The sequence below is a fragment of the Pseudomonas sp. GW821-FHT09H03 genome (assembly GCF_059415945.1).
In genome coordinates, this window is the sequence record NZ_JBWKOF010000002.1 from 409,128 (window position 1) to 428,227 (window position 19,100).

At 60.0% G+C, this 19,100-nt stretch carries 16 protein-coding genes and 3 pseudogenes; 7 read left to right on the plus strand and 12 right to left on the minus strand.

Annotation, left to right across the window (positions count from 1 at the left end):
- The first annotated feature begins 168 nt into the window (after positions 1–168).
- Both AC07OG_RS04510 and AC07OG_RS04515 read left to right on the plus strand, forming a co-directional pair.
- Positions 169–525: a DUF6124 family protein gene (locus tag AC07OG_RS04510; RefSeq protein ID WP_060543959.1), complete on the plus strand. Its 357-nt coding sequence runs from the start codon at positions 169–171 to the stop codon at positions 523–525.
- Between the two features lie 186 nt (positions 526–711).
- Entirely contained in the window at positions 712–1,338 is a 627-nt protein-coding gene (locus AC07OG_RS04515; protein WP_495066317.1) for a class I SAM-dependent methyltransferase, read from the plus strand.
- Between the two features lie 5 nt (positions 1,339–1,343).
- Here the strand turns inward: AC07OG_RS04515 and AC07OG_RS04520 are convergent, their stop codons facing one another.
- The 4 genes from AC07OG_RS04520 to AC07OG_RS04535 form a co-directional block, all read right to left on the minus strand.
- A complete protein-coding gene (locus AC07OG_RS04520) occupies positions 1,344–3,593 on the minus strand; it encodes a glycoside hydrolase (RefSeq protein ID WP_495066318.1) in 2,250 nt (749 codons plus the stop codon).
- A 90-nt stretch (positions 3,594–3,683) separates the two neighbouring features.
- On the minus strand, positions 3,684–6,746 hold the full coding sequence (locus tag AC07OG_RS04525) for an efflux RND transporter permease subunit (RefSeq protein WP_495066319.1): 3,063 nt from the start codon (positions 6,744–6,746) through the stop codon (positions 3,684–3,686).
- Positions 6,743–7,807: an efflux RND transporter periplasmic adaptor subunit gene (locus tag AC07OG_RS04530; RefSeq protein WP_495066320.1), complete on the minus strand. Its 1,065-nt coding sequence runs from the start codon at positions 7,805–7,807 to the stop codon at positions 6,743–6,745. The genes AC07OG_RS04525 and AC07OG_RS04530 overlap by 4 nt, the downstream gene beginning before the upstream one ends.
- The gene (locus AC07OG_RS04535; RefSeq protein ID WP_495066321.1) at positions 7,804–8,907 is read right to left on the minus strand and encodes an efflux RND transporter periplasmic adaptor subunit; all 1,104 of its coding nucleotides are present in this window, start codon (positions 8,905–8,907) and stop codon (positions 7,804–7,806) included. The genes AC07OG_RS04530 and AC07OG_RS04535 overlap by 4 nt, the downstream gene beginning before the upstream one ends.
- A gap of 172 nt (positions 8,908–9,079) precedes the next feature.
- On the opposite strand from AC07OG_RS04535, the gene AC07OG_RS04540 reads away from it, so the two are divergent.
- Positions 9,080–10,279: an AAA family ATPase gene (locus tag AC07OG_RS04540; RefSeq protein WP_495066322.1), complete on the plus strand. Its 1,200-nt coding sequence runs from the start codon at positions 9,080–9,082 to the stop codon at positions 10,277–10,279.
- A gap of 307 nt (positions 10,280–10,586) precedes the next feature.
- On the opposite strand, the gene AC07OG_RS04545 is transcribed toward AC07OG_RS04540, so the two are convergent.
- Entirely contained in the window at positions 10,587–11,369 is a 783-nt protein-coding gene (locus AC07OG_RS04545; protein WP_495066323.1) for a MetQ/NlpA family ABC transporter substrate-binding protein, read from the minus strand.
- Positions 11,370–11,558: 189 nt separating this feature from the next.
- Between AC07OG_RS04545 and AC07OG_RS04550 the strand changes: the two are divergent.
- Positions 11,559–11,645: pseudogene (locus AC07OG_RS04550) on the plus strand (outer membrane lipoprotein carrier protein LolA); the annotation flags it as partial.
- On the opposite strand, the gene AC07OG_RS04555 reads toward AC07OG_RS04550, so the two are convergent.
- From AC07OG_RS04555 to AC07OG_RS04565, 3 genes and pseudogenes are all read right to left on the minus strand, one after another.
- A complete protein-coding gene (locus AC07OG_RS04555; protein ID WP_495066324.1) occupies positions 11,641–12,564 on the minus strand; it encodes a sigma 54-interacting transcriptional regulator in 924 nt (307 codons plus the stop codon). The pseudogene AC07OG_RS04550 and the gene AC07OG_RS04555 overlap by 5 nt on opposite strands.
- Positions 12,565–12,623: 59 nt before the next feature.
- Positions 12,624–13,205 carry an alpha/beta hydrolase gene (locus tag AC07OG_RS04560; RefSeq protein ID WP_060543950.1) on the minus strand — a complete coding sequence of 194 codons (582 nt, stop codon included), beginning with the start codon at positions 13,203–13,205 and terminating at the stop codon, positions 12,624–12,626.
- Positions 13,206–13,437: 232 nt separating this feature from the next.
- Positions 13,438–13,737, minus strand: a pseudogene (locus AC07OG_RS04565) (MotA/TolQ/ExbB proton channel family protein); the annotation flags it as partial.
- A 462-nt stretch (positions 13,738–14,199) separates the two neighbouring features.
- On the opposite strand from AC07OG_RS04565, the gene AC07OG_RS04570 reads away from it, so the two are divergent.
- Entirely contained in the window at positions 14,200–14,511 is a 312-nt protein-coding gene (locus tag AC07OG_RS04570; protein WP_495066325.1) for a hypothetical protein, read from the plus strand.
- A gap of 52 nt (positions 14,512–14,563) precedes the next feature.
- Here the strand turns inward: AC07OG_RS04570 and AC07OG_RS04575 are convergent.
- Both AC07OG_RS04575 and AC07OG_RS04580 read right to left on the minus strand, forming a co-directional pair.
- Positions 14,564–14,653 (minus strand): annotated as a pseudogene (locus tag AC07OG_RS04575) (hypothetical protein); the annotation flags it as partial.
- 387 nt (positions 14,654–15,040) lie between these two features.
- Positions 15,041–16,114 (minus strand): fatty acid desaturase, encoded by a 1,074-nt coding sequence (locus AC07OG_RS04580; RefSeq protein WP_495066326.1) that lies wholly within the window; start codon positions 16,112–16,114, stop codon positions 15,041–15,043.
- Positions 16,115–16,214: 100 nt separating this feature from the next.
- Here AC07OG_RS04580 and AC07OG_RS04585 point away from each other — a divergent pair, with 100 nt between their 5' ends.
- Entirely contained in the window at positions 16,215–17,219 is a 1,005-nt protein-coding gene (locus tag AC07OG_RS04585; protein ID WP_495066327.1) for an AraC family transcriptional regulator, read from the plus strand.
- Between the two features lie 151 nt (positions 17,220–17,370).
- Here the strand turns inward: AC07OG_RS04585 and AC07OG_RS04590 are convergent, their stop codons facing one another.
- Positions 17,371–17,736: a response regulator gene (locus tag AC07OG_RS04590; RefSeq protein WP_060543943.1), complete on the minus strand. Its 366-nt coding sequence runs from the start codon at positions 17,734–17,736 to the stop codon at positions 17,371–17,373.
- Between the two features lie 57 nt (positions 17,737–17,793).
- Positions 17,794–18,480: a Crp/Fnr family transcriptional regulator gene (locus AC07OG_RS04595; protein WP_060543942.1), complete on the minus strand. Its 687-nt coding sequence runs from the start codon at positions 18,478–18,480 to the stop codon at positions 17,794–17,796.
- A gap of 83 nt (positions 18,481–18,563) precedes the next feature.
- Between AC07OG_RS04595 and AC07OG_RS04600 the strand changes: the two genes are divergently transcribed.
- Positions 18,564–19,082 carry an Mpo1 family 2-hydroxy fatty acid dioxygenase gene (locus AC07OG_RS04600; protein WP_060543941.1) on the plus strand — a complete coding sequence of 173 codons (519 nt, stop codon included), beginning with the start codon at positions 18,564–18,566 and terminating at the stop codon, positions 19,080–19,082.
- The last annotated feature ends 18 nt before the right edge of the window (positions 19,083–19,100 follow it).

Genomic DNA, 19,100 nt, shown 5'->3' on the forward strand with positions numbered 1-19,100 from the left:
CTCGTTCCAGGCGTTTCATTGCCTGAACGTTATGGTGGCTGTGCGCAGGGCACCTTCGGGTGCGCCGGTAGTGCCTGGAGACCGGTCGACTAACCTGCGTGCAGCCGCCACCCCTGATCGTTTAGTCGCGATATCGGTTGGCTCCAGTTAACTCCAGGAGTTTTACCAATGAAAAAATCCGTCCCCGACCCACCACCTGAAACATCCGCCCAACACGGCCCCACCGACGACCCGCCAAGAGATCGCTCCGCCCTTTACCGCGCCATCGATTTCTACCTCACCGGCGAACACCCCACCGCACCGGACGAACTTCGGTTTTACAACGTCAGCAAAGACGTGAGCTTCGAAGACACCCAACTCTACATCGCTGATCTGCTGCGCTGTGCTTCGGTGACGGCGTATCAGTGTGGTGACCACTTGCATGGGGCCGACAGGGCCATGGTGTTTTCGGTTTGGCATTTGCTGGAGATCGCCAAGGCGATGGTTGACCGGTCCATTGAATGCCTGGGGATGAAGCAGGGCTGAGTCTGGCTTTAGTGATCAGGTGTCAGTAACACCGCTTTCGCGAGCAAGCCCGCTCCCACATTGGACCAATGTCGTCCAGGAGTACGTGGTCAACTGTGGGAGTGAGCCTGCTCGCGATGGGCTGCGCAGCAGCCTGCGGCTCCATGGCGTATATTCGGCCAATCCCACTTACCTGCGCAGCCGACCATGAAACAGACACCCGACGACCTTGAGCAGATCACCTCCACCACCTTGGGCCATTACAACTCGGTGGCCGAAGGTTTTCGTGAAGGGACGCGTGACCACGATGTCAGCCAGAACATCGATGCGCTGTTGCGGCATATCCAGGGTGAGGCCCCGTTCGACATTCTCGACTTCGGCTGCGGCCCCGGTCGTGACCTGCAAACCTTCACCCGTATGGGACACAGAGCGGTTGGCCTGGATGGTTCGGAAAAGTTTGCGCAGATGGCGCACCAGGACAGCAGTTGCGAAGTCTGGCAGCAGGACTTTCTGAAACTCGATCTGCCGGCCGAACGCTTCGACGGAATTTTTGCCAACGCGGTGCTGTTTCACATTCCCCGTCAGGAGTTGCCACGTGTGTTGCAGCAGTTGCGCGAAACGTTGAAACCGGGCGGTGTGTTGTTCAGCTCCAATCCACGGGGCGACAACCAGGAAGGCTGGAATGGACCTCGGTATGGGTCCTATCACGACCTCGCAACCTGGCAGCAGCTACTGACCAACGCAGGGTTTGTCGAGCTGGAACACTACTACCGGCCGGCGGGGCTGCCGCGAGAGCAGCAGCCCTGGCTGGCGAGTGTCTGGCGCAAAGTCTGATGCCTTCAAGGCACGGCGTCCACCCGATACCGGCTTACAGCGCCATCCGGTGACAGCACGGTAATGCTATGGCCCGGTAACGCCTGCCCCTGCACCTGGCGCGTGCGCTCATCAAAGTTTGCCCGCAGCCGCGTACCATCATCGAACGTGGTCTGTTGCACCAGACGATCCTCGGTCAGCCAATGAAATTGCGTCATCGCCTGCGTCGCGAGGCGCTCGTGCAAGGGACGAAAGAACGCATCCTGACGCTCGATCAGCGGCAATCGCTGCTCAAGCGTCGAGGCACTCAAGTGATAGAGCGGCGGTACGTTGTAGAGCAGCTGGGCCAGCTCATTCTGCGCCCGTACGTTGCTCAGTTTCAGACTGTCGAACAGCCAATGGTGGCTGGTGATGACCGAACCGTGGAATACCGCCTGATACAAAGGCAAGCGACTCGCCGGATCGAAATGAATGTGTCGGTAAGGCTCTTTCATCGGCACTTGCTTGAAGAACACCGCCGGTTGCTCCGGTGGATACCAATTGCCGAGGTAGTACTCGGACTGAGGGTTTTTGCTCAGTTCGACATCGCCCCAACCTATCACTGGCGTCTGCATGCCATGGGCGAACAGCACCCCCTGAGCGGTGGTCGCATTGCCGTCCTCGGACCCCGCGGGCAATTGCATGACTTCATTGATCCAGCGCGACGCCGCGATATTGCCTTCGGCATTCTGCGCCTGGGTCATCGGAGCTTCGGGGCGATAGCTGTCGAACAGCATGCCGGTAGCATAGGCATCGAGAAACCAGCTGTTAAAGCCGGCCGCCGCCTGAACCGCCTTGACCCGCGTTTGCAGCAACGATCGCACGCAGTGCGGGTCGGTGTAGTGGCCAGACTGCTGGAAGCCGCTTTTCAACGTGCCGTCCTTGAGCACGACGGCGCACTCGATATTGGCCTTGTCACCCAGATGAGCCGTGGTCCAGTCCGGGTTCTCGTCGCGGGCCAGTGCGGTTTCATAGGAGTCATACGGCGCCATCAGATACCCCGCCGCCACACCCGCGCGAACCGCTTCCGGATGCCAGAGACCGCCTTCCCAGCCCTCCCCGAGCCCCAGCCACAAACGTGACAGCCCGGACTTCTGCAACCGCTCCAGCGTGTCAAGCGACAAGCTCCCTCCCCAGCGCTCGGGCGTTGGAGTCAAGGCATCGGGCATGGTGTTGGCCAACTGCGCCCTCAGCTCTGCATACCCGCCTGCAAGCGCCTGCATGTCCGGCACCGGTCGCGCCTGCCAATTTTTGCGCGCCAGGGTATTCAAAGCCCGATTGAGACCACGCAGCAGCATGGTTTTCTCGTAGTTGAACGACGCGGCGCCCTCGAGAATCTGCCTCGCTTCGGGATCCAGCCCGGTGCGCAGTTCACTGGCCAAAGCGCCTTTGCCACGCAAATGGTTGAGCAGCGCAGGCCAGTCACGCACGTCCTTGGGCCCCAACAGATCATTGCCCCACAGGTAGACATGACTGGCGCCCAACAGCTTGCTGGCCAGCGGGGTTTTTTCGATCTTGCTGCTCAAGGTTTCGTAGCGACCGTTATCGATCAGCCACTGCCTGTAGCGTTTGGCGCCCGCCAGTGGGTCTTCATCGCCGAGCAACAGCGTGAACGTCAACGGCGTTGTGGGCTTGAGCGAGGTGAACTGGTGTCGCGCAGTCAGCGCCAGGGCCTTGCCATCGGCGCTGAAGGTCAGTTGATTGTTATAAGGATTGGTCATCAGCCAGTTCAGGGTGAACCCGTCGTGGTCGACACCCCACAGCGGCAGGCTCAGGTCCTGGGTGGTGTTGAAGCGGGCTTGTTCCAAGAGAAAATCACGCCAGACCGGATCATTCGCGGGCACATAGCGCCCTTCCGCCAATGGCCAGACCAGCCCCTTGCCCATTGCAATACCGGGCTGGTGCAGGAAGTCCAGATCCCCGGGTTTGCTTGCGGTGATCGAGAATGACAGTTCGTTCTGTTCAAGGCGGACACTGAGCACCCAGGCGCCATCATCCCATTTCCAGTCGAGGCGATGACCCTGCCGGACGAGCTCACTGACCTTGTGCCCGGCCACCCCCGCCGATGCCTGAACCGCCGCCCTGCCCGATGGTGTGACGAGAATGGCCAGGGTCGCGGGATCAAGCTCGATACGCCACTGGGGATTTTCCAGTACGATCGCGGCCGCCACGCCGGACGACAGGCACAGGCCTGCCAGAAGCAATACATGGCGCAACCAGTAAACGACGGTAGACATCCAGCGACCCTCCTCCAAATGGAGAAGGGACGCTAATGCAATTCACCGGCGTTGTAAGTCAGACCGTTCCCAAAAATGTAACCGGAAAGATCATGGAGCAGAAACCGATGAGTCGTTCTTCGGCTCGCGAATCTTGTACCAAGCCACATACAACGCCGGCAGAAACAGCAGTGTCAGCAAGGTCGCGACGATGATCCCGCCGATCATCGCGTAGGCCATCGGCCCCCAGAACACCTCCCGCGCAATCGGGATCATGCCCAGGCTCGCCGCCGCCGCCGTCAACAGGATCGGGCGGCGCCGGTGCTCGGTCGCCTGGAACACCGCATCCCACGGCGCATAGCCTTTCTCCTCGTACTCGTGGATCTGCGTGACCAGGATTACCGAGTTGCGGATGATGATGCCGATCAGCGCGAGAATCCCCAGGATCGCCACAAAGCCCATGGGCGTTCCCGTCGGCACCAGCGCAATGACCACGCCGATCAAGCCCAGCGGCGCCACGCTGGCCACCAGGAACATCTTCTGCACGCTGTGCAACTGGATCATCAGGAAGGTCGCCATCAGGAACAGCATCAACGGCACAACCTTGGCAATCGGCCCCTGGGCCTTGCCGCTTTCCTCAACCGTACCGCCAGTGGCGACCTTGTAGCCTGCGGGCAGCTTGGCGGCGAAGGCGTCGATGGACGGTTTGAGCAGCTTCACCAGATCGGTTGGCTGAATCGCGTCGCGCACCGCCGCCTTGATGGTGATGGTCGGCAGACGATCTCGACGCCACACCAACGGCTGCTCCAGTTCGTAGCGCACCGTGGCAAATGCCAGCAGCGGAATCGACGTGCCGTTGGGGCTGACGATCTGCAGGTTCTGCAGGGTCTCCGGCGTACCTCGTTCGGAATCCACTGCACGGCCGACCACGTTGATCAGATAAATGTTGTCATCCACCTGGGTCACCGGATAGCCGCTGACGATACTGTTCATCAGGTTGGCGACGTCCTGGGAAGACAACCCCAGTTGGCGCGCCTTGTCCTGTGCAATGTCGATGCGCAGTACTTTGCCCGGCTCGTTCCAGTCGTAAATGATCTCGCCGATGTGCGGATTCTTGTCCAGCTCGGTGGCCAGGTCGATGGCATGCCGGCGTACCTGGTCGATGTCTTTGCCACTGACCCGGTACTGGATCGGGCGCCCCACCGGCGGGCCCATTTCCAGCGCCTGGACATAACCGCCGATACCGACGAAGTCCTGGCGCAAGCGATCGCGAATCCGCTGGCTCAGGGCTTCACGACTCTCGCCCTTGCTGACGATCACCAGTTGCGCGTAATACGGGTTTTGCAATTGCTGGTCCAGAGGCAGGTAGAAACGGATCGCACCCTGGCCGATGTAAGTGCTCCAGCGCACGATATCCGGGTCATCCTTGAGCGTGGCCTCGAGACGATCGACTGCCTTGCGGGTTTCTTCGATGGAGGCGTTTTGCGGCAGGTTCAGGTCCACCAGGATTTCCGGACGATCCGAAGACGGGAAGAACTGGTTCTGTACAAAGCGCATGCAAAACACCGACAGTGCGAAGCACAGCACGGTGATGCCGATGGCCCACCAGCGATTGCGCATGCACCATAACAACCCGCCGTTGAAAGCCTTGCCGACGCGCCCCGGCTCGCCTTCGTGAGGCTTCACGTTGGCGCTGAGGATGTGCACACCCAGCACCGGCGCGAACAGTACCGCCACCACCCACGACACCAGCATCGCACAGGCAATGACCGCAAACAGCGTGTAGGTGTATTCACCGGCAGAACTGGCGTTCAAACCGATCGGCACGAAACCCGCCACTGTCACCAGCGTACCGGTGAGCATCGGGAAGGCTGTGGAGGTGTAGGCGAAGGTGGCCGCCTGCTCCTTGGTCTCGCCCATTTCCAGGCGCGTGACCATCATTTCCACGGTGATCATGGCATCGTCCACCAGCAGGCCCAGGGCAATGATCAGGGCGCCGAGGGAGATCCGCTGCATGGTGATGCCGCTGTATTCCATGAATACAAACACCATCGCCAGCACCAATGGAATCGAACAGGCCACCACCAACCCGGCCCGCACGCCAAGGCTGATGAAGCTCACCACCAGCACGATCACCACGGCCTCGAACAGCGCACTGGTGAAGCCGCCAACAGCTTCTTCCACCACCACCGCCTGATCGGACACGTTGTGTATGCCGACACCCACGGGCAAGTCGGCAGTCAGTTGGTTGATGCGTTCGTGCAAGGCCTTGCCGAAGGCCTGGACGTTGCCGCCCTTCTGCATGGCAATTGCCAGGCCAATGGCCGGTGTACCGTTGAAGCGGAATTCCGGCGATGCGGGATCAACATAGCCGCGACTGATCTCGGCGATATCGGACAGACGATAGAAGCGGTCATTGAGTTTGAGATTGACCTCGGCAAGGTCCTTTTCCGAAGCGAACTGCCCCGACGTGCGGACCGAAATGCGCTCCGGTCCGGCCTCGATCACCCCGGCAGGGGTCACGGCGTTCTGCGACTGCAGGCTCTGCACCACCTGGCGCTGATCAATACCCAACGCCGCGAGTTTGCGTGTGGAGAAGTTCAGGTACAGCACTTCGTCCTGTTGGCCGACCATTTCGATCTTGCCCAGCCCCGGCACTCCGCGAATCTCGGCTCGGGCTTGCTCCACGTAATCGCGCAACTGGCGCATGGTCAGGCCATCGGCAGTGAACGCGTAGACCGAGCCGAACACGTCGCCGAACTCGTCGTTGAACCCGGGCCCCTGCATGCCTTGGGGGAACTGGCCACGGATGTCGTTGATCTTCTTGCGTACCTGGTACCAGATCTCCGGGATGTCCTCGGCACTGGTGGTGTCGCGCAGGTACACGTACACCGTCGATTCGCCAGGGCGCGTGTAGCTTTTCACGTAGTCGAGCGAGTCGAGCTCCTCGAGTTTTTTCTCGATGCGGTCGGTGATCTGCTCAAGGGTCTCCTCCTGGGTGGCCCCCGGCCATTTGCTCTGGATCACCATGGTCTTGATGGTGAACGAAGGGTCTTCTTCGCGCCCAAGGTTGAAGTACGAGAACACGCCCATCAGCAACGCGACGAACATCAGATACCAGATGAACGACTGATGCTTGAGGGCCCATTCCGAGAGGTTGAAAGGCCCTTTCATTGACTGTCCTCGTCGAATTTCACTTGCTGCCCCGGTTTGAGGCTATGCACACCGGCACTGACCACACGCTCGCCGTTCTTTACGCCGCCGGCCAGCACCACTGAATTGTCGGTGCGGCTGATGATGCTGACCTCCCGTGGCGACACCGTTTTGTTTTGTGGATCGATCACCCAGATACGCGGCTTGCCGTCTACCTCCTGCAATGCAGTGAGGGGCAGCTCGATGCGCGGCTTGATGGCCGAACTCAGGGTGACGCTGATCGCCGTGCCCAGGCGCAACCCCGGCGGCGTTTCGGCCAGGGTCAGGCGGGCGCGACGGGTGCGCGTGGCGCTCTGTGCCTGTGGCTCGATTTCGCGGATGACTGCCGTGGTATGGGTGTCCGGATCAAGTTGCGCGGCGACCTGGAATACCACATCGCTGGGCAGTTGATCGACCAGGGTATCGGGCAGGTCGATCACCGCTTCCTTGATGTCCGGTTGCGCGAGCGTTACCACTTGCTGACCGGCCGACACCACTTGCCCGGCCTCGGCGTTCCACGCGGTGACCACGGCTTTGTGGTCCGAGCGCAACTCGGTGTAACTGAGCTGATCCTTGCTCTGGTCAACCGCTGCACGGGCCTGGTCGAGAGAAGCCTGGGTGGTTTTCAGGTTCGTCGTGGCAGCATCCAGCTGCGCCTGTGCGCCCACCCCGCGATCAAACAGGGCTTGTTGACGCAAGGCCGTGGCCTTGGCATTGATCAACTGCGCCTGGATTTTTGCCAGGTCACCCTGGGCTGAACGCAATTGGTTCTGCTGATCGGACGGATCAAGGGTGGCAAGCAGCGTACCCTTGTCGACTTCGGCCCCGACATCGACGTTTCGACTGGCAATGCGTCCCGCCACGCGAAAGCCGGTGTTGCTTTCGTAGCGTGCCTGAATGGTACCGGCGAACCGCCCCAGATCCTCTTCGCTCAAGGCTTGCACCTTGATCGACAGCACCGGGCGGATCGGCTCCGGCGGCGGCTCCTTTTCGGAACAGGCGCTCAGCAGCAGCCCGATGGACAACGCCCATAGAGGCCTCATGGCTGTGCTCCCATTTGCAGATCCTTGTAGGTGTTTTCAGCAATTTCGACCGGCATGCCCGGGTGCAATAGTTGTCCGCCGGCAATGATGACTTTTTCCCCGCCAGTGAGCCCTTTGCTGATGATGACCTTGCCCGTCAGATAGCGGCCGACGGTAACTGTGTGCAACTGCGCCTGCCCCTTGTCATCCACCAGCCAGACGGCAGGTTCACTGATATTTTTGGTCAGGGCCGACCATGGCAGCTCAACCGCCGTTTTTCCGGAGCCCTTGGCCGTGGCGCTGACCACCGAGCCCAGCTGCATGCCGGGGGGCAAGCTGTTGAGCCCGACCTTGACCTGCACAGTCCCGGACTCGGCAGATACAGCCGGGGTCACTTCGCGCACCGTGCCGGTGGTTTTGATCTTGGGGTTATCGAGCAGACTGAGAACGATGGTGTCATCGGTTGGCTTTTCGGCCAGCAGCGACTCATAAACGTTGAATACTGCGTCCCGGTCGCCATCGCGGGCCAAGGTGAAAATAGGCATGGTCGCCTGCACCACCTGGCCAACTTCTGCCTGACGCTCGGTAATGATGCCGGGGGCATCGGCAATCAGGGCGGTGTAGCTCAGTTGATCCTTGGCGTTGGCCAACTGCGCCTGAGCCGCGCTCAAGGCGCTCTGGCTGCTGCGCAACGCCGCCTGGGCCGTGTCGTATTCGCTCTGGCTGGTGTAGCCCTTGGGCAGGAGTTTCTGCTGGCGCACGAACGCCGCGGAGCTCTGCGTGACCCGGGCCTGCTCGGCGACCACTTGCGCCTGCGCCGAATCAACGTTGGTCTGCAGATCCTTGGGGTCGAGCCGGGCCAGCACTTGCTTGGCCGTCACCCGATCACCGACATCCACCGAACGCTGGATGATTTTGCCGCCAACGCGAAATGACAGTTCGGTCTGAACCCGGGCCTGGATGTCACCGGTCAGCGTGACCGGGGCCGCATAATCCACCGGCTTTACCACTTGTACGAACACCCGTGGCAAGTATTCCTCGGGCGGTTTTTCCTTGTCGCAAGCAGTCAGCAGGGTGACAACGCTCAAGGCCATTACTACTTTCAATCCGGGGAACCGCATGCAAACTCCTTGGCCTTTCTTTAGACAACACGACAGAGAGCTTAGAACAGCGTTGCAACCTTGCACACCGGACTCATGAATAAAAAACCGTTATATGATCTGCCGCAAATGCCTGTTCTAGAGGCCTCCACGCGACGGACATGCCCCGTTCGACTTCGTTTCAGGAACTCACATGCTCAAGACCCTCGCTGTGGCCAATTACCGATCGATCAACAAACTGGTGATCCCGTTGGGGCGGCTGAACCTGATCACCGGCCCCAACGGCAGCGGCAAGTCCAACCTTTACCGAGCATTGCGCCTGTTGGCGGAAACCGCCCAAGGTGGCGTGGTCAACGCCCTGGCACGCGAAGGCGGGCTAGATTCAACCTTCTGGGCCGGACCGGAAAACATCACCCGGCGCATGCGCAACGGTGAAGTCCCGATCGAGGCCACCGTACGAAAGGGTGTAAAACGCCTGCGGCTCGGATTTGCGGGTGAGAGCTTCGGTTACTCGATCAGCCTGGGACTACCCGATTCCAACGACCATTTCATGCTGCCCGGGCAAAGCACCCCCATTCCCTCGCGCTTCAGCCTCGACCCGCAGATAAAGCGCGAGTGCCTGTGGGCCGGTCCGTTCTATCGCCCGGCGAGCCTGCTGGTGGATCGCGAGGGCCCGAGGATCCGCGCCCGGGTCGACCGTAGCTGGGACGTACTGGCGCAGCACTCGCCGAATTTCGACAGCCTGTTCGATCAGATTGGCAGCCTGCGCGCTTCGCCAGAGGTTCTGGAGATGCGCGAATTCATCCGCCGCTGGCGCTTTTACGATCACTTTCGCAGCGATGCCGACGCGCCGGTGCGCCAACCGCAACTGGGCACGCGCACGCCGGTGCTGCATCACGATGGCCGCGACCTGGCGGCAGCCTTGCAGACCATCATCGAAATTGGTGACCCCGAAGCATTGCGGGCCGCAATCAGCGACGCCTTTCCCGGTGCACGGCTGCATATCGAGCCACTGGCGGGCGGACGTTTTGCTATCGAGTTTTATCAGGAAGGGTTGTTGCGACCGCTTTCGGCGGCGGAATTGTCGGACGGCACATTGCGTTATCTGCTGCTGGTGGCGGCGCTGCTGACACCTCGCCCGCCGACCCTGATGGTGCTCAACGAACCGGAAACCAGCCTGCACCCGGACCTGCTGCCGGCATTGGCACGCTTGATTATCCGGGCATCAGAACAGTGCCAGGTGTGGGTGGTGTCCCATGCCCGGCGATTGATTTCGGCGTTGCAGGAGGACCCGGAGTGCAACTGCATCGTGCTGGAGAAAAACCTGGGGCAGACCGGGATTGTCGGGCAGCGAGTGCTTGATGAGCCCGCGTGGTATTGGCCGGATGCATGACTGACGTTTGGCGCTGTTCTATCGGCTATTGCGATGGCAAATGAATGGCGAGCCATGTTCTGAGAATTCGGAATTTTCCGGCCGAACAATCACAAGGACGAGAAAAATGGCAGACGTGGAAGTGCCCCAGCGGCTGGACCCGCAAGATATCGTGAAGTTGTTGAAGGCATTGCACAAGGCGTTGAAGGCGCGGACGGCGACGGCCTGAGACGACCGTTCCCATGCTCTGCGTGGGAACGATCATAAAAAACGCCGACGCTCTATCAGCCGTCGGCGTTTGAAACCTTGAAGGGGTTTACCTGGCGAATCAGAACGCCGGCAGTACCGCGCCGCTGTACTTCTGCGCAATGAAGGCTTTCACTTCAGGGCTGGTCAGGGCCTTGGCCAGTTTCTGGATGGCTGCGCTGTCCTTGTTGTCCGGACGAGCGACCAGGAAGTTCACGTAAGGCGAGTCGGCGCCTTCGATCACCAGCGCATCTTTAGCCGGGTTCAGGCCCGCTTCCAGCGCGTAGTTGGTGTTGATCATGTCCAGGTCGACCTGATCCAGCACACGCGGCAACATCGCGGATTCAAGCTCCTTGAACTTGAAGTTGTGCGGGTTCTTGGCGATGTCTTTCGGCGTGGCCAGGGCGTTTTTCGGGTCTTTGAGCTCGATCAGGCCAGCCTTCTGAAGCAGGATCAGGGCACGGCCGCTGTTGCTGCCTTCGTTCGGGATAGCGATGGTCGCGCCGTCTTTCAGCTCGGCCAGGGTTTTGACTTTCTTCGAGTAGCCGCCGAACGGTTCGACGTGCACGCCGATCACGGTCACCAGGTTGGTGCCTTTGCCTTCGTTGAAGCTTTTCAGGTATGGCAGGGTCTGGAAGTAGTTGGCATCCAGACGCTTCTGGTCGACCTGTACGTTTGGCTGAACGTAGTCGGTGAATACTTTGATTTCCAGGTCCACGCCTTCTTTGGCGAGGGTTGGCTTGATCAGTTCGAGAATCTCGGCGTGTGGAACAGGGGTCGCCGCAACTACCAGTTTCTCGCCAGCCTGGGACAGGCCCGCGGTCAGGGCAGCCGCCAGTGCGGTGAACAACAGAACCTTTTTCATGCAGTGTCCTTATCGAAAATCACAGTCGCTTGTGGCGACGGCTAAATATGAAGGTGCCAGCGAAGTGCTATCGCTGGCGTGACGCGGACAATACCGGGATTTTTTATTCCCGAACAATATCTTTTATTCACTTTCATATTCCATTTTGTTCATACAGCTCTAACTCGCGCATTCCATGTTGGAGCGAGCCTGCTCGCGGTGGTCGTCAACGATAACGCTGAAGTCCTGACACCCCGCGGCGCTCTCAGGTTCATCGCGAGCAGGCTCGCTCCTACAGGAGGCCAGCTTGCTTAAGTATTTGTTTCAGCGCATCTTTTTCGGCGTCGGAACCCGTGTCGAGAATCAGCTGGAGTTGTCGTTCAATTTGCACCAATCCGTCATCCGGCAAATTCAAATGCTCAGGCAAAATCTCGTCACCGGTGCTCACCAGAAGCGCAAAGTGAATGATGTTTTCCAACTCCCGGGTGTTGCCGGGCCAACTGTGGCGCTCCAGCACAGCTTGTGCCGCCTCGCTGATCAACGGCACCGGCAGTTCCAGGCGCTGGCTGTAAATGCCAAGGAAATACTCGGCCAGCGACAGAATGTCTCCCGTGCGCTCACGTAACGCCGGCAACTCCAGTTGCCCCTCACTGAGATAGTGATAAAGCCGCTCATGAAATTTCCCGGCAGCGACCGCTTGGGCCAGGTCGATGCTGGTGGCTGCCACTAACCGCACATCCACGGGGCTTGGCTGATAAGCGCCGACGCGGGTCACTTCGTGGTTTTCCAGAGCGGCAAGCAATTTGATCTGAATCGCCAGCGGCAGGTCGCCAATTTCATCCAGGTATAAGGTGCCGCCATTGGCCGACCCGAACCAGCCCGCGCGACTGCTCGCCGAACCGCTGAAACTGCCCGCCGCGTAGCCGAACAGTTCAGCGTCGGCATAGGTCGGGCTGATCGCGCCGCAGTTGACCGAAACGAACAACCCGCCACGATCACTGGCGCGATGGATATGCCGCGCCAACAATTCCTTGCCGGTACCGGTTTCGCCACGGATCAGCACAGAAATGGCACGCGGGGCCAGTAGCTCCAGGTCCTGGCGTAACTGGCGGGAACGCGGATCGACGAACACCAGCGCCTTGGCGCGAATGCTCAGGGGACTTTTTTCAGCATCGGGGAACGTCAGCAGTGGCTGACCGAATGTTTCAGAACTCATGGCAGACTCCCGCCCAAAGCCGCCGGGAGGCGGGGGGCCGATTCACAAAACAAGAAGGTTCAGGCGCGACGCAGGGCGTGATGCTCCATGCGGTTCTGCAGACGATAGAGGTAAGCAAAACCCTGCTCCCAGCGCTGATGACCGGACTTCACATTGATGTGCCCGGCCCCCGCCAGAATCCCCGCCTCGGCCCCCCAATTGCGCGCCAGCTCCAGGGCTCGCGGCGCACTGACGGCGCTGTCGTTGTCGGAGCTGACGACCTGGCTCGGGAATGGCAGCAAGTGCGTCGGGATCGGCGCGAAGTTGCGCAGGGCCGGTGCACAGGCAGGGCGTTCTACGTCCGCCGGGGCAACCAGCAAGGCGCCACGCACCTGACGCAAAAACTGCACAGGCGCAGTCGCCGCCCAATGCGCGACGGTGATGCAGCCCAGGCTATGGGCGATCAGGATCACTGGCGTGCTATCGGCGGCAATCGCCTCGGCCAGCGCCGCCACCCAGTCTTCACGACGCGGTGTCAGCCAGTCAGCCTGCTCAACCCGTGCGCTGTTCGGCAGGCTGTTCTGCCAGTGGCTTTGCCAATGATCTTCTGGCGATCCTTGCCAGCCCGGCACAATCAGGTAGCGAATTGATTCGTTGCGCATGGGGGGAGCTCTCCTGCTGCGTGTCTGTTCCCGGTCGAGTATAGGGAGGAGATTTATATTCGTTAAGGAATAAGAAGCTATTTATTAAGATCTATATCGAATAACACATACCCCTTTGGGGGCTTTGTTTCAGGCAAAAAAAGGGCCGCACCCTGCCAAGGAGACGGCCCCGGAAAATCGAAAACCTTTCAGCGCGCGGTAATCACCGACAGCTTGGTGATCCCTGCCCGTTCGAGCGGCGCTCACGCACGATCTGCTTGCACAAGGCCCTTTCAAGGCGATCCTGATGATTGATCGCCTGGCTCAGGTCCGCCACTTGTGGCGCCTCGCCCTCCTGAATCGCCGCGTAACCGGTCTGCGCTACCCGCGCTGCAGGGCCGGGTTGGGTTTCGGCCAACTCCGCCGCTGAATCCAGACTCGAAGCGGCCCAGAACTGTTTATGAAACCTGCGATCCTGCGCCTTGAGGCGGCCAAACTGCACACCCTTGAGCAATGCCAGCCCCCAGGTGGCGACGGAAAAAACCACCAACAGTCAGATCACCGCGCTTTCAATGGATTCAAGTGGAGATGCCAGTAACGTCATGGTGTATTCCTCGTGTAAACGTTTCGCGCGAATTTGGTTTCGGTTTAATGAATCTTGAAATCGATGGTCGTACTGAACATCCCCCGACGACCTCTGGATGGAAGAATCATTGGCCGAAACGCTTAGCTTCGGAAGTAATATTTAAAGTTAAATATAGAACTTTAAGGAATATATAAAACTTCCGAATTGCTACACGCCTTGATCCGTAAAGGGTCGGGGCCACAGGCCGAGACTGCATGCTTTCAAGGCATGGAAAATATTCCCGGACTGCATGATTCATACGGTCTCAAGCCGGTGCACACGCCGTCTTACAACAGCAGGATTGCTAAAGGGCAGCTACACGCTTTAGAACAACAACAGTTGTACCCACGTTAAATACCGCTTCATTCAATCAACTCAGGATGAGTACCCATGACATTCACTACCCGCCTGCTGACTTACATGGCGCTGTTATTGGCGCCGTTATCGCTTTTTGCGGCCACTACCAAGGACCAGGACCCGATTGAACTCGAGATCAGCAACAAGACCAGTTACCCCATCAATGTCTTCCAGAGGCAGTGGAAGGGCGTCGTGTTACCGGATGAGCGCTTTGAGGCCAGGGATTACCAAAACGCCACGGTGACGATTTCCACTTCGACGCCCGAGGCAGTCATCCGGTTTGTCTCGCTGAGCAATGGCAAGGGCTGCAAGGCGCAAACCTGCGTCCTGGTCACGGGCAATTGAGGCGTCTGTCTCCCGCGCGCAGCCCTGGGTAGCCGCGGGAGACAGTTGCTGCTTAAAAGTCGTAACGACCCGTCACACCCAGGGTCCGCGGCGCACCGAGCAGGCCTTCATAGCCGCCGTTGGCTGCCGTCCAGAGCGTGGTGAGGGTTGCATAAGTGAGGAGGTCGTCGGTGACGCGGTAGCTGAGGTTCAGTAAGCCAGAAGGGTTGGAGCTGTACTGATTCAAGCCGCCGGAGTCATACGCCCCGGCACGACCACGCCTTGCCGCGTTGACCAGCGTTGCACCAGCGGCGCTGGCCCGTGCCTGATACAGATTGACGCCGTTGATGGTTGGCCCGGTGGCCGGCGTGCGCCATCCGGGCAAGCAATGGCACGGCAAGGCTCGCCGATTCAGCCGGATTGATGTTGTCTGAACTATCGCTATCGCGAGCAGGCTCCCACAGTGGGTCGTCTTTAGACTCACTATTTGAGTACAACAGAGGTCCCCTGTGGGCGAGCCTGCTCGCGATGAGGCCATCATCGACACTCATCAAGCCTGCGCTGTACGCACCTCTTCCTGCACCCCGACATCCTTGAGCACAAACCGGTTGGCCCGCGCAAACGTACCAAAATCATTAAAGCGCACACCCATTTCGCGCATCACCTTATGTCCAACCGGCACGGTCATCTGGCGGATGTAAAACGGTTCCTTCACCACAAAATGGTGGATGCCATGGCTACTGCCGAAGTTGAAGCAGAATGCCTGCAACGGCCACAACCACCATGCATGCAGCACCTGGCACTGCTGCATCACATTCCCCGGCTCGATGTCACCGTAGTAATGCATGTTTGAGCTGATGAAGTGCAAACAGAACGTACGCAGCACGTTCGGGCCGATGATCACCACTGCCGCGATATCGATCACCTGCATCACCGACAGCGTCGTCGCCGACCACTCGATCGGCCCACCCATCAGGTACGCGATACCGTTCGCTGCGTGGAAGCCGAGAAACACATACCAAGCGCCCCAATGCACAAGTGCCAGCGGCGCGTAGACCTTCAGGGTGCGCTTGATGATGCTGAATTTACGCGCCCAGGTTGGCGCCCGGAGCATGCGGATGAACGCCGACATGATGTTGTCGCCGATCATCAAAAACCGTGCGAACCCCCATGGTTCACCATTGGTGATGGCGCGCTCTTCCATGTCGGTTTCAGTGCCGGACACCTTGTGGTGGTTGAGATGCAGATGGCGGCGAATCCACGGATTGATCGTGCTCGGCCGCGCCAGCCACACCAGCCCCATCATCAGGTTGTGCGGCACCCGCTGCTTGCGGAAGTACATGCTGTGAATCAGGTCGTGTTCCAGCTCGTGGGTCAGCGAGGCGAAAAAGGCATTGAGCAGCAGGCAGACCCACCAGGCCATGTGCCCGGTCATGTACAACGTCGCCGAACCGACCATACCGATCAGCGCGAAGGCCAGAATGCCCGCGCCAAGGGCGTCCTGATGCTTGAGAATCGGATACTGTTTACGCAGTTCGACGCCTCTGGCCAGCACCACTTCGCGAATATGTGCCGATCGTTGCGCTGCATTCAGTCGCTGGGGACTTGCAGAAGTACGGTCCATGCTTCCATCCTCTGGTTATTGATGTTCGCATCCTGCCTTGCGAATCTTCACAACGCGGTAGCCGTGAACGCCAACCTGTTGACCGGAAGCGCCAATCAGCATGAGTGAACCGACCTCCCTTGCCAGCTGGACCCGCGCTCTGCGCAAGCAGCTCGATGCCCTGGGCATCGACAGCGGCGCACTGTGCCATCAAGCAGGCCTCGACCCGCACTTGATGGACGACCCGAACGCTCGTTACCCGTTGTCTGGCACCACGCGGCTGTGGGAACTGGCGGTGCAGGTCAGCGGCGACCCGGCGATTGGTTTGCGCGTATCGCGCTTTGTCAGCCCGACTACGTTCCACGCGCTGGGCTACGCATTGGTGGCCAGCGGCAGTCTGCGCGAAGTGTTCGAGCGCATCGTGCGTTATCACCAGGTGGTCAGCGATGCCCTGGAGCTGGAGCTGATCCGGGCAGAGGATCGCTACCATTTCAGTCTGAAAATTCCGCCTGGCAATCCGGCACCGGCCTTCGAGGCCATCGATGCCTTCATGGCGATCTACGTGCGCACTTGCCGCAATCGCCTGGGTCGTGACTACGCACCGTTGGCGGCGTTCCTGCGGCGCCCGGAACCGCTGGACGCGCATCAATGGCACAAGGTATTCCGCTCACCGGTGCACTTCGGCGCCGAGGAAGACCGGCTGGAATTCGCCCTCCTGGACTTCGACAGCCATCTGGACGATGCCAACCCGGAACTGGCCGAACACAACGAAACCGTGCTCAAGAGAACCCTGGCGCAACTCAAGCCGCTGACGTGGGAGCGCAAGGTTCGTGATGCCATTGAGGAGCAGTTGCCCGAAGGCGAACCCAGCGCCGAGCACATCGCCAAGGCCCTGCACTTGAGCCTGCGCAGTTTGCAGCGGCACCTGGCCGATGAAGGCTGCCGGTTCGATACGCTGCTCAACGAAAGTCGGGAAAATCTGGCGCTGCTGCACCTGCGTGATCCGCAAGTGTCACTGAGTGAGATCAGCTATCTGCTCGGCTTCGCTGACACCAGCAGTTTCAGCCGCGCATTCAAGCGCTGGACCGGGATGACGCCCGGGCAGTTCAGGGATGGGTTGCGCTGAGGATTTTGAAACCTTCGCCGCCTTTACCGGCCTCATCGCTGGCAAGTCAGCTCCCACAGGCTCAGCGTCGTATACAAGCCTTGTGCTCGACGCAATCACTGTGGGAGCTGGCCTGCCAGCGATGAGGCCAGTTCAGGTACCGCAGAACGATCTACCGCCCCCGGTCCCGCCGCAACAGCTTGCGCACCCGCGTCACCAGTTCGCTCACGGCAAACGGCTTGAGCAAGTAATCATCCTCGTGCAGCTCCAGACCACGCAGGCGATCCTCGATGCCATCGCGAGTGGTGAGAAACAGCACGGGCGTTGCGCCGAGCTTGCGGATCTGTTGCAACAACTGCCAGCCGTTGAGCCCCGGCAGCATGACGTCGAGGATGATCATCTCGTACTCACCGGACTCGATGAAACGCCGCCCGTCCATGCCATTGACGGCCACATCCACCGTATAGCTGGCCTCGCTCAAGCCCTTGGCAAGCCGTTCGGCGACCTCGGGTTCGTCTTCCACTAGCAACACACGCATGGCACACCTCAATTGTCGTCCTGACAGGCTAGGCGCCTTCGCGAGGAAAGCCCACCCCTAAAAGATCGCCAGCTCGCGCAACCGCTCGACATCAAGGATTTCAATCTCGCCATAACCAAGCTTCAAAATGCCCTGCCCCTGAAGATCCTTGAGGATTTGATTGGTGGTCTGGCGCGATAACGACAACATCGACGCCAACTGCTCCTGGGGCAGTTGCAGGACGCGGCGCGGCGGGTCGATCTCGCCGTAGCCCTGAGCGATCATCAGCAAACGGTGCGCCAGCCGCGTCGGGGCGGGCATCAGGCTTAGTTGTTCGAGATAGATAAAGGTCAGGCGCAGCTTCTGGCTCATCAACAAGGCCAGTTGCCGCCAGTGCTCCGGTTGCTCGGCGAGTAGCGCCAGCAGCGCAGCCTGCGGGATGTGCAGCAGGGTGCACTGGCCCAGGCCGAATGCATCATGGGTGCGCGCCTGGCCGTCGAACAGGCAGATTTCGCCGAACCAGTGCGGCGCTTCCACCACGCTGAGCAACGCCTCCTTGCCCTGCTCACTCACCGCGCCTATGCGCACCGCGCCCTCAAGCACCGCGTACAGGCCACAAGGCGGATCACCGCGCTGGAACAGGCGCTGGCCCGGTGACAAGCGCCGTACCCGGGCAACGGACAGCAGACTATCCTGTAGAGAAACAGGCAAATGGCTGAACCACTGACCGCGCATCAGGCATGGGCGCCAGACCTGCATATCCATGAAAACTCCTAGAGATTGTCGCCTGGCTGACAGAGCGTGAAGTGGCCCCGGGGCATGATCCATCAACCCACAGGAGAACAACAATGAAAAGCCTCGTCGACCACCTCAGTCAATACGCCGCCTACCATCGCGACCCACGCAACATTGCCACTCACTTCATCGGTATTCCGCTGATCATGGTCGCCGTGGCCGTTCTGCTGTCGCGTCCGCAATGGGGCGCTGGCTGGCTTTCACCGGCGGTGCTGGTGTCGCTGGCCTCGGCGTGGTTCTACCTGCGCCTGGAATTGCGCCTCGGCGTGGTGATGACGGTGTTGCTTGGGTTGAGTGTATGGCTCGGGTACGTGTTGGCCCAACAAAGCACGATGGTGTGGTTGAGCAGCGGCCTGGCGATGTTTGTGATCGGCTGGGTGATCCAGTTTGTCGGCCATCACTACGAAGGGCGCAAACCGGCATTTGTCGATGACGTGACGGGGCTGATTGTCGGCCCGTTGTTCGTGGTGGCTGAACTGGCGTTCCTGCTGGGGATGCGCCTTGAGCTCAAGGAGCAGATCGAGGCGCGGGCAGGCGGAGTGCGGGTCAATCGCAAAAACGCAGCGGCCTGAAAGGTCTGTAGGAGCCGG

Coding starts and splice junctions, on each gene's coding strand:
- AC07OG_RS04510 (WP_060543959.1), top strand. CDS start 169: ATGAAAAAATCCGTCCCCGACCCACCACCTGAAACATCCGCCCAACAC.
- AC07OG_RS04515 (WP_495066317.1), top strand. CDS start 712: ATGAAACAGACACCCGACGACCTTGAGCAGATCACCTCCACCACCTTG.
- AC07OG_RS04520 (WP_495066318.1), bottom strand. CDS start 3,593: ATGTCTACCGTCGTTTACTGGTTGCGCCATGTATTGCTTCTGGCAGGC.
- AC07OG_RS04525 (WP_495066319.1), bottom strand. CDS start 6,746: ATGAAAGGGCCTTTCAACCTCTCGGAATGGGCCCTCAAGCATCAGTCG.
- AC07OG_RS04530 (WP_495066320.1), bottom strand. CDS start 7,807: ATGAGGCCTCTATGGGCGTTGTCCATCGGGCTGCTGCTGAGCGCCTGT.
- AC07OG_RS04535 (WP_495066321.1), bottom strand. CDS start 8,907: ATGCGGTTCCCCGGATTGAAAGTAGTAATGGCCTTGAGCGTTGTCACC.
- AC07OG_RS04540 (WP_495066322.1), top strand. CDS start 9,080: ATGCTCAAGACCCTCGCTGTGGCCAATTACCGATCGATCAACAAACTG.
- AC07OG_RS04545 (WP_495066323.1), bottom strand. CDS start 11,369: ATGAAAAAGGTTCTGTTGTTCACCGCACTGGCGGCTGCCCTGACCGCG.
- AC07OG_RS04555 (WP_495066324.1), bottom strand. CDS start 12,564: ATGAGTTCTGAAACATTCGGTCAGCCACTGCTGACGTTCCCCGATGCT.
- AC07OG_RS04560 (WP_060543950.1), bottom strand. CDS start 13,205: ATGCGCAACGAATCAATTCGCTACCTGATTGTGCCGGGCTGGCAAGGA.
- AC07OG_RS04570 (WP_495066325.1), top strand. CDS start 14,200: ATGACATTCACTACCCGCCTGCTGACTTACATGGCGCTGTTATTGGCG.
- AC07OG_RS04580 (WP_495066326.1), bottom strand. CDS start 16,114: ATGGACCGTACTTCTGCAAGTCCCCAGCGACTGAATGCAGCGCAACGA.
- AC07OG_RS04585 (WP_495066327.1), top strand. CDS start 16,215: ATGAGTGAACCGACCTCCCTTGCCAGCTGGACCCGCGCTCTGCGCAAG.
- AC07OG_RS04590 (WP_060543943.1), bottom strand. CDS start 17,736: ATGCGTGTGTTGCTAGTGGAAGACGAACCCGAGGTCGCCGAACGGCTT.
- AC07OG_RS04595 (WP_060543942.1), bottom strand. CDS start 18,480: ATGGATATGCAGGTCTGGCGCCCATGCCTGATGCGCGGTCAGTGGTTC.
- AC07OG_RS04600 (WP_060543941.1), top strand. CDS start 18,564: ATGAAAAGCCTCGTCGACCACCTCAGTCAATACGCCGCCTACCATCGC.